Genomic DNA, 21,666 nt, shown 5'->3' on the forward strand with positions numbered 1-21,666 from the left:
GAAAGGGATTTTTTATTTCATCCTGTGGTCGTACTTGTAAATTGGTATTTTATAATTCATTGCCCCCATCTCTGTCTAAATTACTGGATTTTGCCTGTCTCTGCCTCTTCCATCATGTGATGCATGTGTTCGTCGAGATTTTTGAGGTGTGCCACAAGCTCCTGGATGTCTCTTTCAACATGCTCTATGTCGTCATGCACGTGTTTAAGTTCGCCATTTATATGAGTCAATAGTTCACTGTTCATTTGTTTCACTTCCGTTTGCGCCGATTTTTCAACGCGATAATTAAATTAAAAATACGGTTGCCTTGAACTTCTCCCTTCGAATTTAAGGAAAAAAAGGGATTGCCAAAATTTTTTCATTGTGGTATTCCTGTTTTTCTGTCTGACGGTCTGCGAAATTAATTTAATAGTGTCCTGCAAAACAACTGTTTGTTAACCCTGGTGATATTTTGGAAGAGTTGTCCTTATTCATTGCATTTTTCGGAGCACTGTTTGCACTTACGAATCCGTTCGGAAATCTCCCATTCTTCATAACGTATACCGAAGCTTTGACGCCGAGGGTTCAGAAGGCTATGGCAATCCTTCTTTCTGTTTTCCTGGTGGTTTTTTTCGGTCTGTTCTTCTTTGCAGGAAATGCAATCCTGCACTTTTTTGGGATAAGCATACCTGCGTTCCAGATCGCGGGTGGAATTATCGTCCTGATCATCGCATTGTCAATGGTGAGCGGAGAGCATATGGACAGGCAGAAGAAGATCATGCATGTCGATGGGGTTTCAGGTGAGAATAAATCTCTGGAAGAGGATTTTGAGGAGGCTGAGGCCTTTCTTCCCAAAGTTCTCGTTCCCCTCGGGATCCCTATCTACGCGGGCCCGGGTGCGCTGAGTGTCGTTATAATGTACGGGAACAAGGCTTTTTCCGCGGGTTGGGGAGCTGTCATCTATTCGCTGATCGTTATCGTTGTGATATGCCTGATCGTGTGCATAGTGAACTTCCTTGCAACCCCTATAAGGTCAGGTCTCGGTGACCAGGGACTTGAGATACTTGTCAGGATAATGGGCCTTATTCTTGCGGCAATCGCAGTTACGCTCTTCATCGAGGGACTGGCAGCTATAAACAGCACCTTTACGGTTCCGGCTGTCTGATGCCCTATTTATTTTGGCAACCTAAATTTATTTGGACAACCAAATTATGATGATGACATCTTACAGGGGCAAAAAACTGACAAGAAAAACCGAGGACTATCTTGAGGCGATACTGGTCGTAAGCCTTGAGAAAGGATATGCAAAGACAAGAGATGTCGCTGCTCTGCTTGCTGTGACTCCTTCATCGACGGTCGAGATGTTTATAAAACTGGATAAGATGGGTCTTATCGAGTACAGGAAGTACGAGGGTGTGAGGCTTAAGTCGGACGGCCTTGAGATCGCAAGGACAATCAAATTCCGTCACGACACTCTTTTCAATTTTCTGCGCCTTATCGGGGTTAATAATGATATTGCGGACAGAGATGCCTGTAAAATGGAGCATGAACTCGATCGCGAGACAATCTCTGCGATCGATAGTCTCGTGGACTTTCTCGGGCGGGATGACAATAAAGGAATACTCAATGATCTGAAAAGGTACAGGGAGTAAAATCCCTACGATCCATGATAGATTCATGAATGTCGATTACCACACTGTTTTTTGAACATTAATCCTGGATGTCTGGATATTGCGGATTTTTTGTAAATTTCGGTATTCGGAGATTTTTTATTATCTTCTTTGGGAGGTTTACATTTGTTTCAAAAATTTTGGATCATATTATTCCATACCTAAACTGCAATTTTAGTTTAGATGATGAAGCCTGAGATAAAATTCGTAACTGATGAAAGGGGCCGGAGATCATGTAAGCCTGCAAGAGTCTCCGGGGAGGGACATTAGATGTCTCACTCCGGCGGGCGCTCCTCGATAGGCGGGGTCAGAGACCTCTCCCGCATATCACCGGTTCTGCTCGAACTTGCGGGTTTAAAATCGAAGACGGAATCTTCCCTGGAAACAGGGAATAAACAGGTTTACGGGGGTGTAAGGATGTAGCAGGATTGTTGCCTGTGTTATAAAATCTCTACAATAAAATAGCGTCAGGGAAAATGGCTATACACTCATGAACGCATCAAAACCAACACACCGTTATCGACTCTAAAACCTCTGGATTAAAAGATCCACACAATCCATAGTTGGGGTTTTCTCCAAAAACCCAAATCCATTATATTATTTGTAAAAAACCGAATCTTTTTTGAAACCCTTTAATATTTGTATAAAAATAAAGATGATACTCTAAAGAAATGAGGTATGAAATGTCCGGAAAAATACATCTCAGCAGGAAGGCAGAGGATTATCTCGAGGCGATCTATGTCGTAAGCCGCGAGAAAGGCTACGCCAGGACAAAGGATGTTGCTGCCGAACTTAAAGTCAGCCCTTCAAGCGTGGTGGAAATGTTTCGGAAGCTCGATAAACAGGGATTAGTCAGGTACAGGAAGTATGAGGGTGTCGTCCCGAATCCCGAAGGTCTCCGTATAGGTAAGATGATCAAGAGCAGGCATGACACACTCAAGGCATTCTTCATGAGAATCGGAGTTCCCGAGGATATTGCAGATGAAGATGCCTGTATGATGGAGCATGAACTGAATCCCCGGTCCATCGAACAGATTCAATTCCTGCTGAACTTTGTCGATGAAAGGGCGGATCGGTCCCACACATTCGCGGACTTCGAAGCATACTGCCGTATAAGGAGATCTGAGGAAGACAAAAGCGATCTTTAATATCCCTATTTCTCCTAAATTTAGTTTCTAAATCTCACGAAAAACGGATTTTTCTGTAGTAAAGATTTTGGAATTTCAAAATAATCCTAATATATTCCGGTTTTATTCAGGAAACCTGGTCTTTTTCGAACCCTATTCATTACAACCGAATTTGCAACATCATATGGTAAACTCATGTTTCTGACCGAATTGTCCCAATCGGAAAGAGGAAGGATCACAATGATTCCCGGGTGGGGTCGTGCAAGGCAGGATCTTGCCCTCCGCGGGCTTTCTGAGGGATGTACTGTTAAAATGATATCTGCAGGCTGCGGACCCGTAGTCGTTGAGGTCAAAGGCATTACTCTTGCGATAGGTAGACGAATGGCCGGCAGAATCAGGGTTTTGAGAATAGATAGCTGATTATTGAGGAATCCTATGAAGAAAAAGTTGTCCGAGATGGATTTTGGTGATTACGGGACTGTCTGTGAGATCAGTTCCAACAAATCCGGCCTTCGTGCACTTGGAGTCAGGGAGGGAAAGACCCTGACCATGGTTACTAAGCAGCCTGTAAAAGGGCCGGTTGTTGTAATGCTCGGTGAAGTCGAGGTTGCAATGGGCCTTGAGATGGCCGATTCCGTCTTCGTCGAATGTAGCTGATACCTGGAGACTGGACTATGGCAGAAAAGACAAGAAAAATAAAGAAGATAATGATGGTCGGCAATCCTAATGTCGGGAAGAGCGCTCTTTTCAATCGTCTGACCGGCGGAGAAGCGATCGTCTCAAATTATCCTGGCACCACCGTCGATTATACTAAAGGCGAATTTGCCGAAGGCGGGGTCTTTTACGAGGTCACCGATGTACCGGGAACGTATTCTCTCGAACCACGTGACGGCGCCGAAGAGGTTGCGGTCAGCCTTCTTGAAAAAGCGAAGGGGGAGGTCGTGATGATCGTCCTCGATGCGACAAGGATCGAGAGAGGCCTTTATCTTGCACTTGAGGTTATCGAACGAGGCTATCCGGCAATCATCTCACTTAATATGATAGATGAAGCGCACGACAAGGAGGTCCTTGTGAACCCTTCCGAACTTCAGCGCCTGCTTGGTGTGCCTGTAGTTGCGACATCCGCCATCAGCGGTGAAGGTGTGAAAGACCTTGCAAAGATGGCAGGAAAGGCACGCGTTTCTGATGTTTCACAGATAAAGGCTGCACTTGAAGGCAAGAGGAAAGAGCCCGCTCCGTCCGGCGGATGCATGGGCTGCGGGGGATGTGGAGGCTGCTGATATGGCTGGTAATTATATCTCCGAAGACGAGCGCTGGGATCTTGTAGACAAGATTTCAGGCCGCATTGTTACATACGGGGAATACAAACAGAGCCTTCGCGATGTTATCGGTGAACTCACCGTAGTCCCACTGACCGGGATTCCGGTTGCAATAGCAGTATTGTATGCCTTCTGGAGCATATTCTGCTCTTTTGCAGGATCGCTTATGACCGACGGGTTCATGGTAAAGCTATTCGACAACTACTGGCTCCCGTGGCTCCAGTCCGTATGGCCCGATCCGAACGGGTGGATCTATTTCCTGTTTGTCGGGGATCCGGCTGCCGATAACTGCTTTGAGGCATTCGGTATGCTGACGTCAGGTTTGTTCGTCTCCCTGGGTGTCGTCTTGTGGGCGGTTTTGATATTCTACCTGATGATGACGCTTCTTGAAGATTCGGGCTATTTACCCAGGCTTGCGGTTCTGGTGGATACCCTGCTCCACAAGATCGGTCTTCACGGGTATGCAATCGTCCCCGCGATCCTCGGTCTCGGGTGCAATGTTCCTGCCGTAACAGCGACACGCATCCTCGAAACAAAGAAGCAGCGCTTCATGATGATGACGCTCCTTGCGATATTCATCCCGTGTGGGGCGCAGCTTGGTGTGATGCTCGAAGTAATACCGGATTCGGTGGGATGGGTAATGCTCTATCTTATAGCGGGCTTTGCAATCTTCGGAATAATCCTCGACAAGATTATACCCGGCAAGAATCCCGAAATACTGATCGATGTTCCGGCATACCATATGCCGGTATGGAATAATGTCGGCAAGAAGCTCTGGATGAGGACGAGGGGATTTTTAAAAGAAGCTGTCCCGTTCGTCCTGTTCGGTGTGCTGGTCGTAAACCTCCTCTATCTCGGAGGGGTTATACAGGCGTTGTCGAACTTCTTCGAACCTCTGTTCGTCTACTGGTTCGGCGTGCCGAAGGAGACGGCCGGTCCGCTTGTTGCCGCATTCCTGAGGAAGGATCTTGCAATTGCACAGCTTTCGGCGATTCCGATGACGACATACCAGATGATTACGTCTGTGGTCCTGATCTCGATATACTTCCCGTGTGTGGCAACCTTTGTTGTTATGCTTAAGGAAGGATGGAAACAGCTTCTGGCAGCAGTCGGAGTGCTTTTCTGCGTAGTTATGATCTACGGCGGCCTGATTCATGCAATCGGCATACTACTGGGGGTGGCTTAATTGGATATGAAAAACAGCAGCAATGAAAAATTCAGCGGCCTGAGCATATATGTTCTGGTTATAGGTATAGTGGCGTTTGCATTCGGATGCGCTGACATTCTTGTCTGGGCCGGTTTCAGTCCCGGAATCGAGTTCGGGATAATGGAGATCGCCGGTGACGACTTCTTCCGCTGGGCATGGGGCGGCCTCGTAGTGCTCATGGGAGGAGTTATAATGCTCTCGGGTGCAGTGAAATCATATGATATCAGGCAGTTTGCAAAAGTAACCCTTGGAGCGCTCATGGTGCTCATGATCGCGGCAACGGATTTGTTTGCAAGGTTCTGCGAGAGCATTCCTGCCGGGGAAGATTCACCAGAGTTTTTCAACTCACTTGGTGGTTTCATCGGCGGGTTCGCACCTCCTTATTCCCCGGCAATCCTACTTCTGCCTTTCATCCTGGTGCTTGTATACCTGGCGGTAAGGTACGACAAAGAAAACCAATAAATTCTTTTTTTAGTGGGAAAGAGCTTTTTCTCCTAAATTTCAATTGTCCTGTAGAAATGTTCAAATTTTCACTGTGTGTTCAGGCGTCAGAGGAGTACACCTTAAGAAATGAAAAGTGGCAAAGTTTTTTGAAAAATTCTGATGTTAAACAGAGGATTGAAGAATCCTGCTGCAGTGGAAAAATGCGTGAAGTATCTCGTAAATCTCAGATTACACTTCAATGAGGTTGATAAAACTATTTCGATTCATAGACGGTAAAGTGTCTATATGATAAACATTATATTGTCTTGAAGAGATTCATCAACATATCAAATAAGCCATCAGCATAAATCCGGATTCCTATCGGAAAATGGAACACCTGATAAAAAAGCAACAATTGAAAAGATATTTCATATATAGCATTTTAAAAATGGTTGTTCAAATTAAAATGGGAATTTTCCTTTAAAACAAAGGATCTAAATTTGAAAGATTATATTTATATAATTATTTAGATCATATTTTAATAAATAATTCAATCATTATATTATTTTATTTGATCATATTAATATAATATTAAAAATAATCTCCCTGTTGTGGTGTTTAACGCGGGGATTATGAGCACTGGGTATTTTATTGACCGACCGATATTTTATCTTTTTAATGAATTCCTGCTGAAAACAGGCGAAATATTACACTATAATGGGAGGACACCTTATGCCGGAAAAGAAGAAATTTGAAGCGTTCCCGTCTTTGTTAAATACCAAAGGCAGAACCGGGAGCTTAGACAATGTGAAGTCCGGACAGGAATTTCACCGGACTGTCAATATATCAGGCATTCTCAAGCCTGGATTTAAGGAAATCTATAATTTTGGAGAAATTCTCTCTGCAATGCGGGATAAAAACTGCGATCAAAATACGGAAGGCAGTCTTACAGGAATTTTTAAAAAAGTAACTTCGCTTTGATGATTGTCCGCAAATTTAGTGGCTAATATCATTTTGCTGAATATAAACCGGGTAAACAATAAGGGGGATAAGATGGTTAAAGGAGGATATTTTTTTACCGTATTAATATTCATCGTCGTATTGGCAGGCATGGTCTTACCCGGATCATGTACCACGGGACTTGGTTTCGATCAGGCGTCCAATCCCGGCTCAGGTCTCATTTGCGCAGTTGATAATGGACCCGGGCAGACCGGTATACAGGGCAGCCCTTCATACAATTCAGGGGATTTACCCGTTGAAAAAGAATTAAGGCAGTCTTTATTTGAAATTCCTGTCCTTAACGACTACATTGCCGTTGGAACAACTATTATTTTATCGTTTTCGGCGGTTCTGTTCATCGGGTATTTTTACAGCAGCAGGCTGAAAATGACCCGGAACGGCTATATAAAGATGATAGAGGAGAGAGAAACTCTTCTTTCCGGTGTTAACGAGCGGTTCAACAATACTTTCGCCGTTATCTGCAGCCTGATCTCGATGCAGATTTTAAATTCGAATGAAGAGGAGACAAAACAAAAACTGACCGAGATTAATAACCGGATATTGTCTATTTCACTGGTGCATAAATGCCTGCTGCAGTCGAAAGTCGTTTCGAAGGTTAATATTCATGATGTCTTCTTAAGCCTGGGCGAGCAGATGGTTCAGACTTATTTTCTGGGCAAAGATATCGATTTTAAAGTGAAAGGGGAAGAATGCCTGCTTGATATCGATCAGGCCATACCCCTTAGCATGGTCATGAACGAGATCATAAGCAATTCATTGAAATATGCTTTTGCAGGCCGGGTTTCCGGGGATATTTCTGTTGATTACAATTGTGAAAACGATAAATTTGAATTGTGCGTCCGAGATGACGGTGTAGGTATTCCCGGGAACCTGATCGATGAAAGCCAGGAGTCGCTGGGTCTTAGTCTTATACGCAATCTCGTATCCCTACAGCTTAAAGGAAGTGCTGATCTGACAGTTGAATCCGGGACAAAATGGATGATCACTTTCCCTGTAAAAATCGAAGATACCTGAGACCCGAAATGAAACGGGTATGGGAGCATGTAAGGTCGTATGGGACCGGATGAAACATAATTCATTCTCTTGCTGCAGGTTCTAATATCTCAATAAGCCTCTTCATCATAAAACAGATCGGCGGCATTTTGATCACAGTCGCACTCTTTCTACCTGCTCTGTAACCTGCGGTAAATGCAGTCACCCCGTCGATGATCATAAACAATTCAGTCTTCCAGCCGGGATCTTTCATAACCGGTCCGAGCCTCCCCATCTCCATGAAAAGGCCCGACAGGTCACTGCTCATCTCCTCTATCCTCAGGGCTTCATACGTGGATCTTTCTATGTTATCCGAGAGGATAGTGAGTTTAACCTGTTTTTTTGCTGCTTTAAGATCCCTGAGAAGCGGACGGAGTGGCGCGGGATCTTTTATTATAATGATAATGTCATGTTCTGCATATCGAATCAGCATTTTTTCCCTGTTTATTATTCCCTGTTCGCTGTGAATAGACCAGAAAGGGGAGGGGGGTTTTGCTTCATAATTGAGTTTCCTGAGGTCTTCTATCATTTCATCAATTGAATTACAGTATTCATCTTTTATGGCGGCGAAGACCTCGGCCGGGTTTTCAGCCAGATAAAATGTAGGAGTTCCTTCCTGTATCTCTAAAAAAGCCCGGTCGGCAAGTGTGTTCAGGACGGTATAGATACGTCCCTGGGGGACGCCCGAAATCTCGCAGATTTCCCTTGCAGTACCCCTCCCAAGACCTACAATTGCTGTGTAGGCTTTCGCTTCGTACTCCGTAAACCCGTAATTTCTTAGGTTTTCAACCAGTTCTTCAGGCATTACAACCCGTATTGGTTGTAAGAATTTGAATATATTGCGCCTTCAATCTCTTCTCCACTGTTTCTCCACGGCGATTGGGCCTGGGGACTCCGGAGGAAAAACAATGAAGAACCAGAATAAAGAAAATACAGGAAGATACGATCGGAATAAACGGAAGACCGTGATGGCTGTGGCTCTTCTTGGGATGTACATGTCTGTTTTGGACGGCGTTATTATCTCGATCGCTCTTCCAACGATTACTTCTTACTTCGATGCGGACATCGCCTTATCGCAATGGACGATTACGGGTTATTATGTCGCTATGACTGCGGCGATGTTGCTCTTTGCCAGATTGTCCGAGTCTTCGGGGAAGAACAGGATGTTTCTCGCCGGAATGGCGATCTTTACCATAAGTTCACTTGGCTGTGGCCTTGCACCATCTCTTCCTGTACTCATCGGATTTCGGATCATTCAGGGCCTCGGTGCTGCCATGTCCGTATCTATTGTGATGGCGATCATCTTTGAGCTCTATCCTTTCTCCGAACACGGAAAGGCAATGGGTCTTCTCGGCTCAACCATCGCACTTGCAAGCCTGAGCGGTCCTGTCCTTGGCGGATTTTTGCTTGGTGTATTCGGCTGGCACGCGATCTTCATGATCAATGTACCGATCGGAATATTACTCGTAGCATTCGGCATATATTCGATGGACCTGGATAAACCGGAAAAATCTGTGAAGGAGAAGATGGACTGGATCGGGGCGGGAACTCTCGCGGTTGCCATTGCATCATCAATGCTCTTCCTCGGCCTTATTGCAGAGGACACCACGATCGGTGTATATGTTATTGCAGCGTTGTTCGTATGTATCGTCTCCCTTGCTCTTTTCATCATAACGGAGCGGCGGAGGTCCGACCCACTGCTCGATCTCTCGGTATTTTCAGAGCGTATGTTTGTCGTGCCCCTGCTCTGCATGGCCCTTGTCTTCACCGCGTATATGATATTAAGTGTCTCGCTGCCTTTCTACCTGGAAGGTGTAATGGATTTCTCATCCCTTGAGGTCGGAGTGGTGTTCGTGCTGGTCGCCGCGATTCTGACGGTTGGGGCTCCCTTTGTAGGCAGATTCTATGACCTGCACCCCTGGAAATATTTTACCGGAATCGGGCTCTTTATCGGAGCATTTGGATTCCTGGCTGTTGCCTATTTCGCACAGATTATGGATCTTACGCTGTTGATCGGTGCCCTGATCATCTTTGCGATTGGTTTTACCCTCTTCCAGAGCCCGATAAACGCAGAGATTATGCATGGTCTGCCAATAGAGAAATCGGCGCTCGCTTCGGGCCTGAACAGTGCGGGAAGGCAGTATGCAATGGGTCTGGGCTCATCGGTGGCCTCGATAATCTTTGCGTTTCAGCTGCAGCAGGAGGGGTACACCGGTGTCGTTACCGATGCAGCCCCCTCTCTTATTGCGGACGCGACAACAGTTGCGATGATTGTTGCAGCATTACTATGTTTTGCCGGGGTGGTGTTGCAGGCACTGAAACGGAATTCCGGAGGAGAAAAGAATACCGCGATGTTGAAAACTTAAAAAGAAAAAAGGGGTTGTATGATATTTAAAGGAGGGCAATTGCGTCTTTTCCAGTCATTCCCTCCTTTATGCCGAGTTTTTCTGCAGACGGGTTCGCTGCCGCGATCTCTCCGTTCATCAGGTCGTCGAGGTCTCCTACGGATTCTCCTTTCGGTCTCACTTTTGCAGCCGCATAGCCGAACTTCTCAAGGGCCATGACGTCGAACGCACCGCACCCGACAAGACCCTTATCCGTCCTGGCAAAGACAAGGTTCACCTTCCCTATAGGTATTACGAATCCTTCGATCTCTTTTTTCCCGAGCCTGATTATTTCGCCTTTCATTGATCAAAGATTCCCGGCCGGGCATATATATGATGCAGATCGTCCCGGTTATATGCGGTAACCGGGAGTGATCCGGGTGGAAATTGGATGGTCTGGTATGAATATTTCAATTATCAATATTTGGCTAATCTTTCCAATGCAAATTTATAATATTCTTTATCAATTTCAAATCCAACATAATTAGTTTCTAATTTTTTACATGCAAGTGCAGTACTTCCAATTCCCATAAAAGGGTCCATTACAACAGTCTTTTCATCAAAACCATGTAATTTAATGCACATCTCTGGAAGACGCACAGGAAAGGATGTTGGATGAGGCCTTGAAGAAAGAATAGTTTCATAAGGAATAAACCAAACATTTCCTCTTTCTCTTTTATCTGAATTTGCGGATTTCCATCTGCCGATATTTGATTTATCTTGATATTTTACTCCAATACTTAATTTATCAAGGTTTATGTCACAGTTTTTTGTTAAATGGAAAATGTGTTCATGACATTGGCTTAAAAATCTTTTACTATTTACAGGTTTATAATGACCAACAGCCATATCTTTTCTTAAGCAGTCATAATTTCCAACGTCTTTTTTTTCGATTGCAATAGATTTTATCCAATGAATAATGTTTTGTAATTTGAAATCGCTCCTGAATTCATTCAAAACATCGAAAGGAATCCAAAGATCACTTGGTTTCCCACCTATGTTTAAAAAAATGGATCCATCATCTTTTAAAATACGCTTAAATTCTTTTGAAATTAAGTTCATCCAATTTAAATAACTATCAAGAGGTTGGTTATCGTTGTGCGTATTGTATTTTATTCCAATATTATAGGGTGGAGATGTTACAATGATATCGATGAAATTATCTGGAATTTTTTTCATGCCTTTCAAACAATCAACATTATAAATAACGTTTAATTCGGCATATTCAGAGTTTTCATTGATGTTATTTTTCTTCATCCTTTAGTATTAATTGGTATCTCATTTAGTAGAACTTTCCTTTTTAATTATTTATGGATCGGGAAAAGGATTATTAATGCTATCGTCTTTATTTTGAATAATATGGTTGATGAAAATTTTACAAGCAGAAAAACCGGGATTTCTGATATTTTATTAAATGATATCAAATATGTTGTTCCTCCATATCAACGTGATTACTCTTGGGAAGTCGAACAATTAGATAAAATGTGGGAAGATTTGAACGAATCCGTTGAAACAAATAGCCATTTCCTAGGTTCAATGATATTTCAGATATCTGGTAATAAAAAAGAATATATCGTAATTGATGGTCAGCAGAGATTAGCAACAATTACTATTTTGTTAGCTGTAATTAGGGATTTGTTGTCAAAAAAGGGAATGGATAATAGTGGTGCAATAAGGATAAATCAAAATTATATCTTAAAAGAATTTGAAGGTGAAGAAGAGACAAAAAAATTAGAACTAAATCTTAGAAACAAAGATTTTTTTTATAATTGCATCCAGAAATTTTCAGATGAAAGTAGCGAATCTAAGTTTAAAGATTATGAACAAAATTTTGGTAAATTAGAAAAAACCAATAAAAAAATTAAGGATGCATATTTTTATTTTGAAAAAAGAATATTAGATAATATTGAGAATTTGGATTTAGAAAGAACTCAGAAATATCTCAACAATATTACCAAAACAATTCGCGGGAATTTAATATTAATTGAGACATTAGTCGTTTCTGAAGAAGAAGCTTACCTTATTTTTGAAACAATAAATGATCGTGGCCTTGATCTTTCGGTATCCGATCTTTTTAAAAATTATTTAATCAGGAAATCTTCACAGGATACTAGAGATGAAATTGTAGGTATCTGGAATGAAATTGCATTAAGTTTGGATGAAAAAATTCGACCATTTTTACTTCATTATTGGTTATATAAATATGAAGACACAACGGAAAAAAAGCTATTTTCAAAACTACATGAATTAATTGAGAAAAAAAATGTAAAGGTACTTAATTTTGTCACTGACTTAAAAAAAGAGGCAATTGTATATTCTAATTTATTAAATCCAAGTATTTCATATTGGAACGATGATGATACTGTGGAGTTACTTGAAGATTTGAACATATTAGGTATCACTCAATGTATGCCAATATTAATGAGTAGTCGATATCATTTTTCTGGAAATAACAAAGAATTTAAAAAGGTAATCAAGGTTTTAATAAATTTCACATTTAGATATAGGACTATTTGTAATTTGGCTAATAACGCACAGGATAGAGTATTCAAAATAATTACTAAGAAATTGAGGACTGGTGATATTAAATATGCAAATCAAATATCTCAACAATTAAAAGATATATTTCCTAATAATGAAGAATTTAAGGGTAATTTTATTGAAAAAGAATTTAGAATTCCTAAACTTGCAAAGTATTTATTAGAACAGATTGAATTGAAAATCAAGGATTATCCTGAAAATTTGGATTTTAAAAGTTTAACTTTAGAGCATATTTTCCCAAAAAATCCTGATAATGAATGGATTGAATATCTAAAAAATCAAAATTCACATTTAATTGAAAATTCTGAAAAATATGTTTATAAAATTGGTAATATGACTCTTTTGGATTTAAAAATGAATAAAGGAGCAAGTAATTATATTTTTCCAAAAAAGCGTGATGAATATTATTTTAATTCTCATATGAAAATTAATGAAGAGTTAAAAGAAAAAGCTTGTTGGAATGAAACGATTATTAATGAAAGGAGCGCAAATTTTGCGAATTTGGCATTGGATATTTGGAAGTTATAGATTTATTTTACTATTTTTTGTCCGGAACGGAAAAGTCTGCCTTGACGAGCATGTTGTTCCGCTGGGAGTTAATGCAGGATTCGAATGCGCAGGTGTCGTGATAAACGAACAGCACTTTACGAAGACATCCAATATCTGGGGCATAGAGAACCGGAAGAAAGGTACGAATACGAACAGGATCGCGGTATTCCGGAAGCCTGAATAAGTAAAATCCAAAACTATTTTTTTCAGGTGAGTACTTTTATTCCATATGAATTTCATGGGCGTTTTCCCGAATATCGGGTTCATTGCAGTATTGCTGGTATTCTGTTTTTCATTTTCCTGTCTGTACTGGTACTGATAATGTCTCAACTGCAGGGCCTGCAGAAGGGGACGATGCCGCGAAGCATTGCATTACCTGAAATCGGGAGTTAATTCGTCCCTGTCGGACACGCTTGCACTTGCAGGTGAAACATCCCGGGCTCTCGCAGATATCGATCGCAGGTGGACGGGGTCCTCGGGGATGCACAAGAGAGACCTTTGTGGATCGACTCGGCTGCCTTCATCAGTCCCGGAGGGCAGGTCGTTGCAATAATGTCTGAATCATACAGCGATCTTATCGGTGCAGATCTCTCGTACCAGGATATTGTACAGGAGGCTCTTGCAACCCGTTCGCCGGTAATGTTGGATTATATGCTTCTGGATGAAGGTGTTATGGGGACACTTCTCGAATATCCCGTATATTCGGAGGATGGTGAATATGCAGGAATCTTCTCATCCGCTTTCACTCCCGCAGAGCTGATCGAGCCCTATGCAGAGGATATAAAATCGAAGTACGGCTACTCCGTTATGGCGGCACAGCCTGACGGGTTTATTCTTTATGACGAGGGCCCCAAATAGATCGGAAATGAAACGTTCGGAAATCCGGCTTACGAGGCATATCTCTCGCTGATTTCATTTACGGAGACTTACTCGTCGAACCTCTCGGGTACATATAATTAAACTTTCAAAGCGACAGGTTCTGCCGATGAGGTTCAAAAGCAGGTATTCTGCTGTCTTGACAAAGAATGGCGTGTAGTGGTGATAAAGGAGATATAAGCTCCTCTCTACATACGAATATATATTCAATATCAGTTACCTTTATTTTCCCGAAAGCTGTTGTGTTACAAAAGGAGCAGGAAATATGTCTTCAGAAGAACTGTTTGAAAAAACGTTAAAAGAAGTGGACAGGCTCATCCACGAGGGAAGCACCCTCGGCGACCCTGTTGAGATTAACGGCTGCACGATAATCCCGGTATTCGCGTACGGGTTCGGTTTCGGAGCCGGATTCGGAGGAAGCGACAAGACCGGACAAAGCGGAGGAGCCGGTGCAGGGGGCGGAATATCCCCGATAGCACTTGTCGTAATCGATAAGAACACCGAAGGAATCGAGGGTGTGAGGGTCGTTCCGGTGAAAAAGCCCGGCCCTGTTACCGAGGCGATAAATGCCATCGGGGAGGAGATCATCCCGAAAGTCGTCGAAATGATGAACAAGAAAGAAGAAGAGGGAAAAGAAGAGGTCAAAAAGGAAGAAACGAAAAAAGGAAAATAACTTTTTTCGGTAGACTGAATGTTCTCTTTTCTTTTAGCCGCAGCATTGATTATAGGAATAATTTTAGTCGTTTTAGCTGTGCATATCCTGGTTCTGCCCGTAAAGATCTCCGGAAGATTGAGATCGAACCGTAGCGATCTTTTTCTGACATGGATAAGATGGGGATTTCTCCGTGTATCGGTGAAGGTATCTGCCAGCGGCATTGCGACGTTCTATCTCTTTTCATTCAGGCTTAAGGAGTTTTCCATGGGAAAAGAGGGAACCTCCCCCGAAGAGACGGAGAAGGATAAACAGCCGTTTGATCCCGGAAAAATAAAGCCTTTGCTCGACGAGGCTGCTGTAATCTTAAGAGAGATAAGTTTCGATTATCTCAGGGTGAATGCAAGGGTCGGCCTTGGCGATCCTGCCGGGACAGGGATGCTGTTTGGTCTTGTATCCGCCCTGAAAGGTGTATTAAGCTGTTCTGATCGCTTCAAACTGAATGTTCTTCCGGTTTTTGAGACCGAGGCGCTGGAGTGCGATATCGAAGCCGGTTTCAGGATCGGCAGATTTTACAGGATAATAGCCCCGGCGATCAGGATCTTCAGAATATCGGGTGAGAAGAAAGAGAGAAATAAAGTGGATATCGCCGGGGGTGTTCCTGCCGCATGAAGATCGTAAAAGAGAAAATCACCTCCGGAAAGGTAACAGCAGGAGGTGTAAAAATTTCATCGGCGGCCGATATATCAGCCTTTGCATATCCCGGTGGATTCGTTTTATCTGTATGCCCGATATCGATAATAGTGGAGACTGAATCCGGGACATACAGTTTTGACCTGAAGAGGGAAGAGCTCCCTCTTCAGATCCGTTAATTTCTTTTATTCGAATCTCAGCGCCTCGATCGGGTTCAGGTTTGCCGCTTTCCATGCAGGATAGAATCCCGAGATTAGACTTGTACCGATCCCGAACAGCATTCCATACGGGATGTATACCAGGGTCGAAGGTTCGAAGAGGTACGTAGTACTGTTCAGCATTACCATCAACACCACAAAGCCGGCTACAAAACTGAAGAATGCCCCGACAATCGCACCGAAAAGACCGAGGAGGAATGCTTCGTAGAGGAACATCTTCAGGACCTCGCTCTTCTTGGTCCCTATGCTCCTGATGATTCCGATCTCCTTTATCCTCTCGGTTACGGACATCATCTGGATATTGAATATCGAGACTCCGGCAACTACAAGGGATATTCCGCCTATCGCCGTCGTGAACATCGAGATCTGGCTGAATGCGCTGGAGATCGCCTCAAGGATCGCTTTTGTATCGAAGATATCTACCACGTCATCCTTTTTGTTCATCTTTGCGTCTATTGAATCCTTTACATCTTCGATATCGTCCAGGTTTCTCATTTTGACTACGACGAAGTCATAATCCTCCTGGTCGTATGTCGATGAAAAGAATTTGTCGGTTACGACGAGGGCGGAATCGGGATTGATATCGAATCCCATTCCTCTCTCTTTTAGTATTCCTACAATCCTCAGGTTATCGTCACCGAGTTTGACACGGCTGCCTACCTTCAGGTCGTATTCTTCGGCAATTCTGCTGCCCGCAAGCGCTCCGGCAGAACTCTTCAGGTACTGGCCTTCCTCGAGATCGAGAATCACCGGAATGTCCTGCGTTTCAAAAGCGTAGACGGTGACGAAACCTTCTTCTCCCCCTGCCTCGATCTCGTCGGCCGTATTATAGACAGGAATCACATCGTTCGAACCGGCCGCCCTGACGATATCCTTAAGCATCCTCTTCGTGATCTTGTCGTCAACAACTGAGCCCCCGTGAGAGTAGACGACTACGGAATCTCCGACATCCGAGAGTGAATCGGATATCGACAGCGTAAGGCTGTTTCCAAGCATTCCCATGGACGCGATTGCGGCAACACCAATGACAATACCGATGACGGCGAGGAGCGATCTCAGCCAGTGAAGCCTCACGCTTCTCTTCGCAAACTCGAAAAATATCGGTGTGCTCACTGTATTTCACCGTCCGCGATTGTAATAATTCTCTTTGAATATTCGGCTATGTGGTTGTCATGCGTTACCATGATAATGGTCTTGCCCTGCTCGTTGAGACTCTTTAACAGCTCCATTACCTGCAGTCCGGTCTTTGAATCAAGATTGCCGGTGGGTTCGTCGCATAGCAGGATCTTCGGGTCGTTAACAAGTGCACGTGCAATTGCAACCCTCTGTTGCTGCCCGCCCGAAAGTTCGTTGGGCTTGTGGTGGCTCAGGCTCTCGGTAAGTCCCATCTGCCGGATAAGCTCGTCGCACCTGCCTTCTGTGTCCTTTTTTCGGTATTTGAGAATATACGGGTACTCGACGTTCTCCCTTACGGTAAGGAGGGGAATCAGGTTGAACTGCTGGAAGATGAACCCAATCGTGTCCCGCCTGAGATCTGTAAGCTGATCGTCGGAGAGCCTGCTGACATCAGTCCCGTTGATGTATAACCTGCCTTTCGTAGGGACATCCAGGGAGCCTATCATATTGAGGAGCGTGGATTTGCCAGAACCTGACGGTCCCATTATTGCAATAAAGTCTCCCTCTTCGATAGAAAGAGAGACATTATTGAGCGCCACCACATCCCCGAAAGTCATGCGGTAGATCCTGGAGACCCCTTCAAGTTGTATTACATGCATGGCTGTTCCAAAAATAAATTGGGGTGATTATAACCTGCCTTCTTTCTTCCACGAATACAGGATCGCTCCGCCTACTCCTGCAGCAATTATGATGACCAGTATAACAAGGCCGACGGGGAACCCGTCACCTGAGGAATCCTGTGACGACTGCCCTGATGACTGGGAGTATGACGCCCCGAGAGAGACCGTCACCTTCTCTTCGTAGCTGTTTCCGTCTTCATCCTTGTATATTATGCTCAGAGGAATTTCTTTTGTGTTTTCAGCCGTAAACGTGACTTCGAAGCTTGAGAAATCGTCAGGCTCGAGTTCACCGACTACATAAAGGCGGTTGGGGTCTGTCGGAACAGCGGGATCAGAAGATGTAACGATCACCGATTTTGCATTTTTAAGGCCTGCATTTGTAACATCACCTGTCACGGTGTAGTAACTGCTTCCGGAGGACACCTCGACATTGTTTACTACTATCTCGGCATCCATCTTGCCTTCGCCGATCGTGTAGGTAAGCACCTGCTCTGTTGTATGAAGGTTGATCCCGTTCCTGTATTCAACGTTGAATACGATCTTCCCCGATTCCAAGGGGATGACCTCGAATTCAACCTGCTGGCTTCCGTCAGACTGGAGTTCTCCGATGAAGTAGCTGTTCTGTATAAACGATGCAGTGTCGCTTTCAGGCTTCACCACGACACCGTTTACTGCATTCTCCCTCGGGTTTCCGACAAGCACGGTCACCGGGTCCTTGACGTCTTTTCCGAATTCATCGGGAATATCTATTATTGATATCTCCAGTGGTGTGCTCTCGACCTTGACAGGAATCAGGCCGCTCATACTGCCTCCCCCTGCAAAGTTGATGTAGAATCTCGGGTAATATATGCCGTCGGACGCATCGGCCTTAATGGTGAAGGTAAAGTCCCTGCTTGTACCTGGCCCGACCGTTCCTACGGTTGAATAAGATTCTTCATTTACGAGAGTAAGATCTTTTGAGAAAAGGTCTGCACTTTGGATCTCGACGCTTGAAGTTCCTGTATTCTTTATAGTAACCTGAATTGTTCCGGTGTCTCCCTTCATGAAGACCGAAGGACTGACCTCATATGACGTAATCTCGATATATGAGGCGGCATCATTCGTAGATGTTGAAGCCGCCGATGCTGCCGTCGCAAGAAATGCCGTCAGTATTAACAAAATTATAATTCCTGATTTCATGTTTTTCTACCTCACATGACGAATGAACTCAGGCTGAGAATTATGAATATCACAAGCGGCACGCCAACACATATTGCGGCCTTTTTGAATTCCAGACCTGAGGATTCTTTGATCCCGAATAACCAGATATTCGCAGACCATATTGTAAATATTATGCTTACAAAGGATGCAGCCATCATTGGTGCTGAGGTTGTAAATGCCTTCATGGCAACCTCAATCTCCTGCATGTTGGAAGTTGCCGGGATTACAAGGTTCTGGATTGATGTCATCATTATGGCCGTGGTGATAATTCCCCCGAATATTTGTGGAATAAAGCCGTACCCGGCAACTTCTGCAAGCTGTTTAAATGTGGCCGTTCCTTTCAGGATATAGATCATTACCAGGAATGCTAAAGCCCATATTGCCCATGAGATAAACATCCCGATGAAAGCGACGGCGAAACCGAATAGCGAAGCGATGAATGCATATCCTTCCAGGCCTGACCCCATGGCCTCAATGGTCTTTCCCGAGACTATATATGCAGATATTCCGCTGATAACTGCCGTAATCAGCACTATCAGTACGGGCACCTTCAGGGACGCCTCCTCCCTGCATTTCTTCTCAAAGAAATGCCCCGGGGTAATCAATATTTCTTTTACCGAAATCATGTGTTATTATATAAAATGTTAGAAGTATATAACATTACCTTGCCGGGTGAAAATTATGAAAAGGAAACTATACAGGGATCATCAGGTACGGAATCTGTTTCGCAGGTGTTATCCTGTTATCCTTTTTTCAAGGGCTTTTGAAAGTGCCAGCCTTAGGACGGATTCAGGGATTTGCTCGTAAATCCTGCTGCATGATCGTTCCTCACCTTTCTTTCCGGTTCCGCATCCCTCACATGCCATGCCGCAGTACTTTGAGGGGTCCGGCAGGGGAACAAGTTCTTCGAGAGGCAATCCGTCGATTGTAAGTGAACTGTCGTTACCTTTTTTGCCCTTTAAGATCTCTTCAGAAAATGTAATCCTGCATTTATCGGTTCCCCGGGCGTTTTGGAAATCGATAACAACTTCCTTTACGGTCCTGCAGGTGTCGGGGCATACAAGAGGGGGAATTGCCGGGTCATCGGCATGCGACCACAGAACTAAGATCTCCTTCATAAAATCACTTCAGATCCTTATAGTTTCGGCAATCTCATCAATAAAGACTTTGAGGCTGTCTCTCAGCTCCCTGAACCCCGAGAGATTGCCTGTCCCTCCGGCAGGAACACTTATTTCGTGCAACAGGATCTCCTTCGATTTTGGCAGCGAGTATGCGTTCCTCATTGCATGGGGGCACATGAACACTATAAGATCGAAGCAATCTCCAGAGTAGGATCCTATTGTCGACGGCCTGTGGTCCCCGGTATCTATGCCTTCCTCTTTAAGAACGGCACCAGCTGCAGGATCAGGTTCGAGAGGATAGATCCCTGCACTCCTGAAGACGATATCCGGGTATTTCGATCTTCCTATGTATTCGGCCATAAAGGATCTCACAGAGTTGTGGGTGCATATGAAAAGGACCGATCTGTTTTCGTTCACTATCCTCATATCCTATGGACCGGTTTTCTCTCCTTCAGCCGGTTCTGTTTTCTCTTCCAGAGGAACCATGCTGCTGCAGCGCACACAGCAATCGCGATTATTACGATTATGCCGAGGCTCAGGTTATATACCAGCAGGTCTTTCAGGAATTCCGATCCGAGGGCGATCAGGAAACAACCGGAAAGAGCACCCGCAATTACCGCGAGAATAATCTGCAGTGGCGGAATTCCGATCATCCTGCCGACTATGGGCGTTGCAATTCCTCCGGTGCCCTGCATAGGAATCATTACAAATATCGCCAGTCCGAGGGTCGAGAGTTTTTCAAGCCATCTGTGTTTCCTGAAGAAAGATTCGCCATGCTCCATGAAAGTTTTCATCCATTTTGTTCCGGCAATCGGAATCTTTAGTACGAGATCGAAGTTCAGGACCATGAACAGAGTCGAGAGGATATCCATCATGGCGATCGAGAACGCAACTGTCCACCATGGTATGCCCAGTGCGATTCCGATGGGAATCACGCTCTCCTTTCCTGCCGGGGGAACGAAATAGATGAACATAAGAGTCAGCATGGACAAGAACAGGGAATATGGAAGCAGCATCCAGAGTATGAGGATATAAAATCCGAGGATTGCAAAAGGAAGGGCAAGGTTAAGGACTATTTTCCCTGCATTCAGAATCCTTATCTCTGAATTTGTGTATTCAGCTTCCATCCGGTTAGAAATAATGGTTCGATTGCAAATAAAACATTATCCCGTAATTCAGCTTTCCCTGCTGTTTTTCATCTTTTTATAAAAGTAATTTGTAGCGGTTGCTATGATCACCAGCGCGACTATTACAAGAGCAAGGTAGAGCGGGTTTATTGCAAGGACGGATGTTGCAAACTCGAATCCAATTGCAAGGATATAAGAGCCCAGGAAAGAGCCTGCTGCAATTCCGATGAAGAGCTGCAGCGGCGGAAGGCCCATAATTCTTCCCAGTAAGGTTCCGCCTATACCACCTGATCCCTGGAAGGGAACCATAACGAAGATCATCAGTCCGAATATGGATAGGCCTTCCAGCCACTTGTATTTCAAGAAAAAAGCGCTCCCTTTGTGCATGAATCCATAGATCCACTTCCCGAGTATCGGGATCTTAAGTGCAAGATCGAAGTTGAGGATCATGAAGAGTGCTGCTGCAACGTCCATCATGGCAGTTGTAGTTCCTATGATATACCAGGGTATCCCCGCTGCAATTCCAAGAGGGATTACGCTCTCCTTTCCGGCAGGGGGGATGAGGTTGATCGCCATCAGGCCGAGAATAATCTCGAATTTTTCCGGTGTCAGGATTATGTACAGGAGAAATATGTAGATTCCGATTACAATGAACGGAAGCGTCAGAAAAAGTAATCGTTTGATAAAAGGATCTTTTATTTCCGGGACTTCGGGGGAGATCAGGTCGGTCAT

Annotated in this window: 30 protein-coding genes; 18 read left to right on the forward strand and 12 right to left on the reverse strand. The window is 44.1% G+C overall.

The features are described 5' to 3' along the window. Positions 1–80: 80 nt before the first annotated feature. Entirely contained in the window at positions 81–245 is a 165-nt protein-coding gene (locus MPET_RS15215) for a hypothetical protein (RefSeq protein ID WP_013328245.1), read from the reverse strand. A 206-nt stretch (positions 246–451) separates the two neighbouring features. Between MPET_RS15215 and MPET_RS01460 the strand changes: the two genes are divergently transcribed. The 11 genes from MPET_RS01460 to MPET_RS01505 all read left to right on the forward strand — a co-directional run bounded on the left by MPET_RS01460 (position 452) and on the right by MPET_RS01505 (position 7,759). Then, positions 452–1,144, forward strand: coding sequence for a MarC family protein (locus tag MPET_RS01460; protein ID WP_013328246.1), 693 nt, complete (start codon positions 452–454; stop codon positions 1,142–1,144). A 46-nt stretch (positions 1,145–1,190) separates the two neighbouring features. Further along, complete coding sequence (locus MPET_RS01465; RefSeq protein WP_013328247.1) at positions 1,191–1,631, forward strand: metal-dependent transcriptional regulator; 441 nt, start codon at positions 1,191–1,193, stop codon at positions 1,629–1,631. Positions 1,632–1,919: 288 nt separating this feature from the next. Beyond that, on the forward strand, positions 1,920–2,072 hold the full coding sequence (locus MPET_RS15220; RefSeq protein ID WP_013328248.1) for a hypothetical protein: 153 nt from the start codon (positions 1,920–1,922) through the stop codon (positions 2,070–2,072). A 260-nt stretch (positions 2,073–2,332) separates the two neighbouring features. Then, positions 2,333–2,797, forward strand: a complete 465-nt coding sequence (locus MPET_RS01470) for a metal-dependent transcriptional regulator (RefSeq protein WP_013328249.1) — start codon at positions 2,333–2,335, stop codon at positions 2,795–2,797. Between the two features lie 174 nt (positions 2,798–2,971). Then, on the forward strand, positions 2,972–3,196 hold the full coding sequence (locus MPET_RS01475) for a FeoA family protein (protein WP_013328250.1): 225 nt from the start codon (positions 2,972–2,974) through the stop codon (positions 3,194–3,196). 15 nt (positions 3,197–3,211) lie between these two features. After that, entirely contained in the window at positions 3,212–3,433 is a 222-nt protein-coding gene (locus MPET_RS01480) for a FeoA family protein (protein ID WP_013328251.1), read from the forward strand. 17 nt (positions 3,434–3,450) lie between these two features. Then, a complete protein-coding gene (locus MPET_RS01485) occupies positions 3,451–4,056 on the forward strand; it encodes a FeoB small GTPase domain-containing protein (RefSeq protein WP_048130485.1) in 606 nt (201 codons plus the stop codon). Between the two features lies 1 nt (position 4,057). After that, the gene (locus MPET_RS01490; RefSeq protein WP_052297229.1) at positions 4,058–5,281 is read left to right on the forward strand and encodes a nucleoside recognition domain-containing protein; all 1,224 of its coding nucleotides are present in this window, start codon (positions 4,058–4,060) and stop codon (positions 5,279–5,281) included. Between the two features lie 6 nt (positions 5,282–5,287). After that, complete coding sequence (locus MPET_RS01495; RefSeq protein ID WP_013328252.1) at positions 5,288–5,764, forward strand: hypothetical protein; 477 nt, start codon at positions 5,288–5,290, stop codon at positions 5,762–5,764. Between the two features lie 693 nt (positions 5,765–6,457). Beyond that, entirely contained in the window at positions 6,458–6,706 is a 249-nt protein-coding gene (locus MPET_RS01500) for a hypothetical protein (RefSeq protein ID WP_013328253.1), read from the forward strand. Between the two features lie 72 nt (positions 6,707–6,778). Next, complete coding sequence (locus MPET_RS01505) at positions 6,779–7,759, forward strand: sensor histidine kinase (protein ID WP_013328254.1); 981 nt, start codon at positions 6,779–6,781, stop codon at positions 7,757–7,759. A 61-nt stretch (positions 7,760–7,820) separates the two neighbouring features. On the opposite strand, the gene MPET_RS01510 is transcribed toward MPET_RS01505, so the two are convergent. Beyond that, positions 7,821–8,582 carry a TrmB family transcriptional regulator gene (locus MPET_RS01510; RefSeq protein WP_013328255.1) on the reverse strand — a complete coding sequence of 254 codons (762 nt, stop codon included), beginning with the start codon at positions 8,580–8,582 and terminating at the stop codon, positions 7,821–7,823. 103 nt (positions 8,583–8,685) lie between these two features. On the opposite strand from MPET_RS01510, the gene MPET_RS01515 reads away from it, so the two are divergent. After that, positions 8,686–10,143 (forward strand): MFS transporter, encoded by a 1,458-nt coding sequence (locus tag MPET_RS01515; protein WP_013328256.1) that lies wholly within the window; start codon positions 8,686–8,688, stop codon positions 10,141–10,143. Positions 10,144–10,168: 25 nt separating this feature from the next. Here the strand turns inward: MPET_RS01515 and MPET_RS01520 are convergent, their stop codons facing one another. Then, on the reverse strand, positions 10,169–10,465 hold the full coding sequence (locus MPET_RS01520) for a YunC family protein (RefSeq protein WP_013328257.1): 297 nt from the start codon (positions 10,463–10,465) through the stop codon (positions 10,169–10,171). A 113-nt stretch (positions 10,466–10,578) separates the two neighbouring features. Then, positions 10,579–11,418 (reverse strand): DNA-methyltransferase, encoded by an 840-nt coding sequence (locus tag MPET_RS01525; RefSeq protein ID WP_013328258.1) that lies wholly within the window; start codon positions 11,416–11,418, stop codon positions 10,579–10,581. A 102-nt stretch (positions 11,419–11,520) separates the two neighbouring features. Here MPET_RS01525 and MPET_RS01530 point away from each other — a divergent pair, with 102 nt between their 5' ends. From MPET_RS01530 to MPET_RS01555, 6 genes are all read left to right on the forward strand, one after another. Next, on the forward strand, positions 11,521–13,230 hold the full coding sequence (locus tag MPET_RS01530; RefSeq protein ID WP_013328259.1) for a DUF262 domain-containing protein: 1,710 nt from the start codon (positions 11,521–11,523) through the stop codon (positions 13,228–13,230). Next, positions 13,196–13,435: a hypothetical protein gene (locus MPET_RS14780; RefSeq protein ID WP_083773161.1), complete on the forward strand. Its 240-nt coding sequence runs from the start codon at positions 13,196–13,198 to the stop codon at positions 13,433–13,435. The genes MPET_RS01530 and MPET_RS14780 overlap by 35 nt, the downstream gene beginning before the upstream one ends. Before the next feature lie 278 nt (positions 13,436–13,713). Then, the gene (locus MPET_RS01540) at positions 13,714–14,109 is read left to right on the forward strand and encodes a cache domain-containing protein (protein ID WP_048130494.1); all 396 of its coding nucleotides are present in this window, start codon (positions 13,714–13,716) and stop codon (positions 14,107–14,109) included. Between the two features lie 283 nt (positions 14,110–14,392). After that, complete coding sequence (locus MPET_RS01545) at positions 14,393–14,800, forward strand: GerW family sporulation protein (protein ID WP_013328260.1); 408 nt, start codon at positions 14,393–14,395, stop codon at positions 14,798–14,800. A gap of 18 nt (positions 14,801–14,818) precedes the next feature. Then, positions 14,819–15,451, forward strand: a complete 633-nt coding sequence (locus MPET_RS01550) for a DUF2953 domain-containing protein (RefSeq protein WP_013328261.1) — start codon at positions 14,819–14,821, stop codon at positions 15,449–15,451. Then, entirely contained in the window at positions 15,448–15,651 is a 204-nt protein-coding gene (locus MPET_RS01555; RefSeq protein WP_013328262.1) for a hypothetical protein, read from the forward strand. The genes MPET_RS01550 and MPET_RS01555 overlap by 4 nt, the downstream gene beginning before the upstream one ends. A 6-nt stretch (positions 15,652–15,657) precedes the next feature. On the opposite strand, the gene MPET_RS01560 is transcribed toward MPET_RS01555, so the two are convergent. The 8 genes from MPET_RS01560 to MPET_RS01595 all read right to left on the reverse strand — a co-directional run bounded on the left by MPET_RS01560 (position 15,658) and on the right by MPET_RS01595 (position 21,666). Continuing rightward, complete coding sequence (locus MPET_RS01560; protein ID WP_013328263.1) at positions 15,658–16,803, reverse strand: ABC transporter permease; 1,146 nt, start codon at positions 16,801–16,803, stop codon at positions 15,658–15,660. Continuing rightward, positions 16,800–17,465, reverse strand: coding sequence for an ABC transporter ATP-binding protein (locus MPET_RS01565; protein WP_013328264.1), 666 nt, complete (start codon positions 17,463–17,465; stop codon positions 16,800–16,802). The genes MPET_RS01560 and MPET_RS01565 overlap by 4 nt, the downstream gene beginning before the upstream one ends. 27 nt (positions 17,466–17,492) lie before the next feature. After that, on the reverse strand, positions 17,493–18,665 hold the full coding sequence (locus MPET_RS01570) for a COG1361 S-layer family protein (RefSeq protein WP_013328265.1): 1,173 nt from the start codon (positions 18,663–18,665) through the stop codon (positions 17,493–17,495). 11 nt (positions 18,666–18,676) lie between these two features. Further along, on the reverse strand, positions 18,677–19,312 hold the full coding sequence (locus tag MPET_RS01575; protein ID WP_013328266.1) for a Yip1 family protein: 636 nt from the start codon (positions 19,310–19,312) through the stop codon (positions 18,677–18,679). 108 nt (positions 19,313–19,420) lie between these two features. Then, positions 19,421–19,804: a hypothetical protein gene (locus MPET_RS01580; RefSeq protein WP_013328267.1), complete on the reverse strand. Its 384-nt coding sequence runs from the start codon at positions 19,802–19,804 to the stop codon at positions 19,421–19,423. A gap of 9 nt (positions 19,805–19,813) precedes the next feature. Beyond that, positions 19,814–20,224 carry an arsenate-mycothiol transferase ArsC gene (locus tag MPET_RS01585; RefSeq protein WP_187287571.1) on the reverse strand — a complete coding sequence of 137 codons (411 nt, stop codon included), beginning with the start codon at positions 20,222–20,224 and terminating at the stop codon, positions 19,814–19,816. A 5-nt stretch (positions 20,225–20,229) separates the two neighbouring features. Further along, complete coding sequence (locus tag MPET_RS01590) at positions 20,230–20,934, reverse strand: small multi-drug export protein (RefSeq protein ID WP_013328269.1); 705 nt, start codon at positions 20,932–20,934, stop codon at positions 20,230–20,232. Between the two features lie 48 nt (positions 20,935–20,982). Next, positions 20,983–21,666, reverse strand: a complete 684-nt coding sequence (locus MPET_RS01595; protein ID WP_013328270.1) for a small multi-drug export protein — start codon at positions 21,664–21,666, stop codon at positions 20,983–20,985.

It is taken from the genome of Methanolacinia petrolearia DSM 11571, from assembly GCF_000147875.1.
GTDB classification, from domain to species: domain Archaea; phylum Halobacteriota; class Methanomicrobia; order Methanomicrobiales; family Methanomicrobiaceae; genus Methanolacinia; species Methanolacinia petrolearia.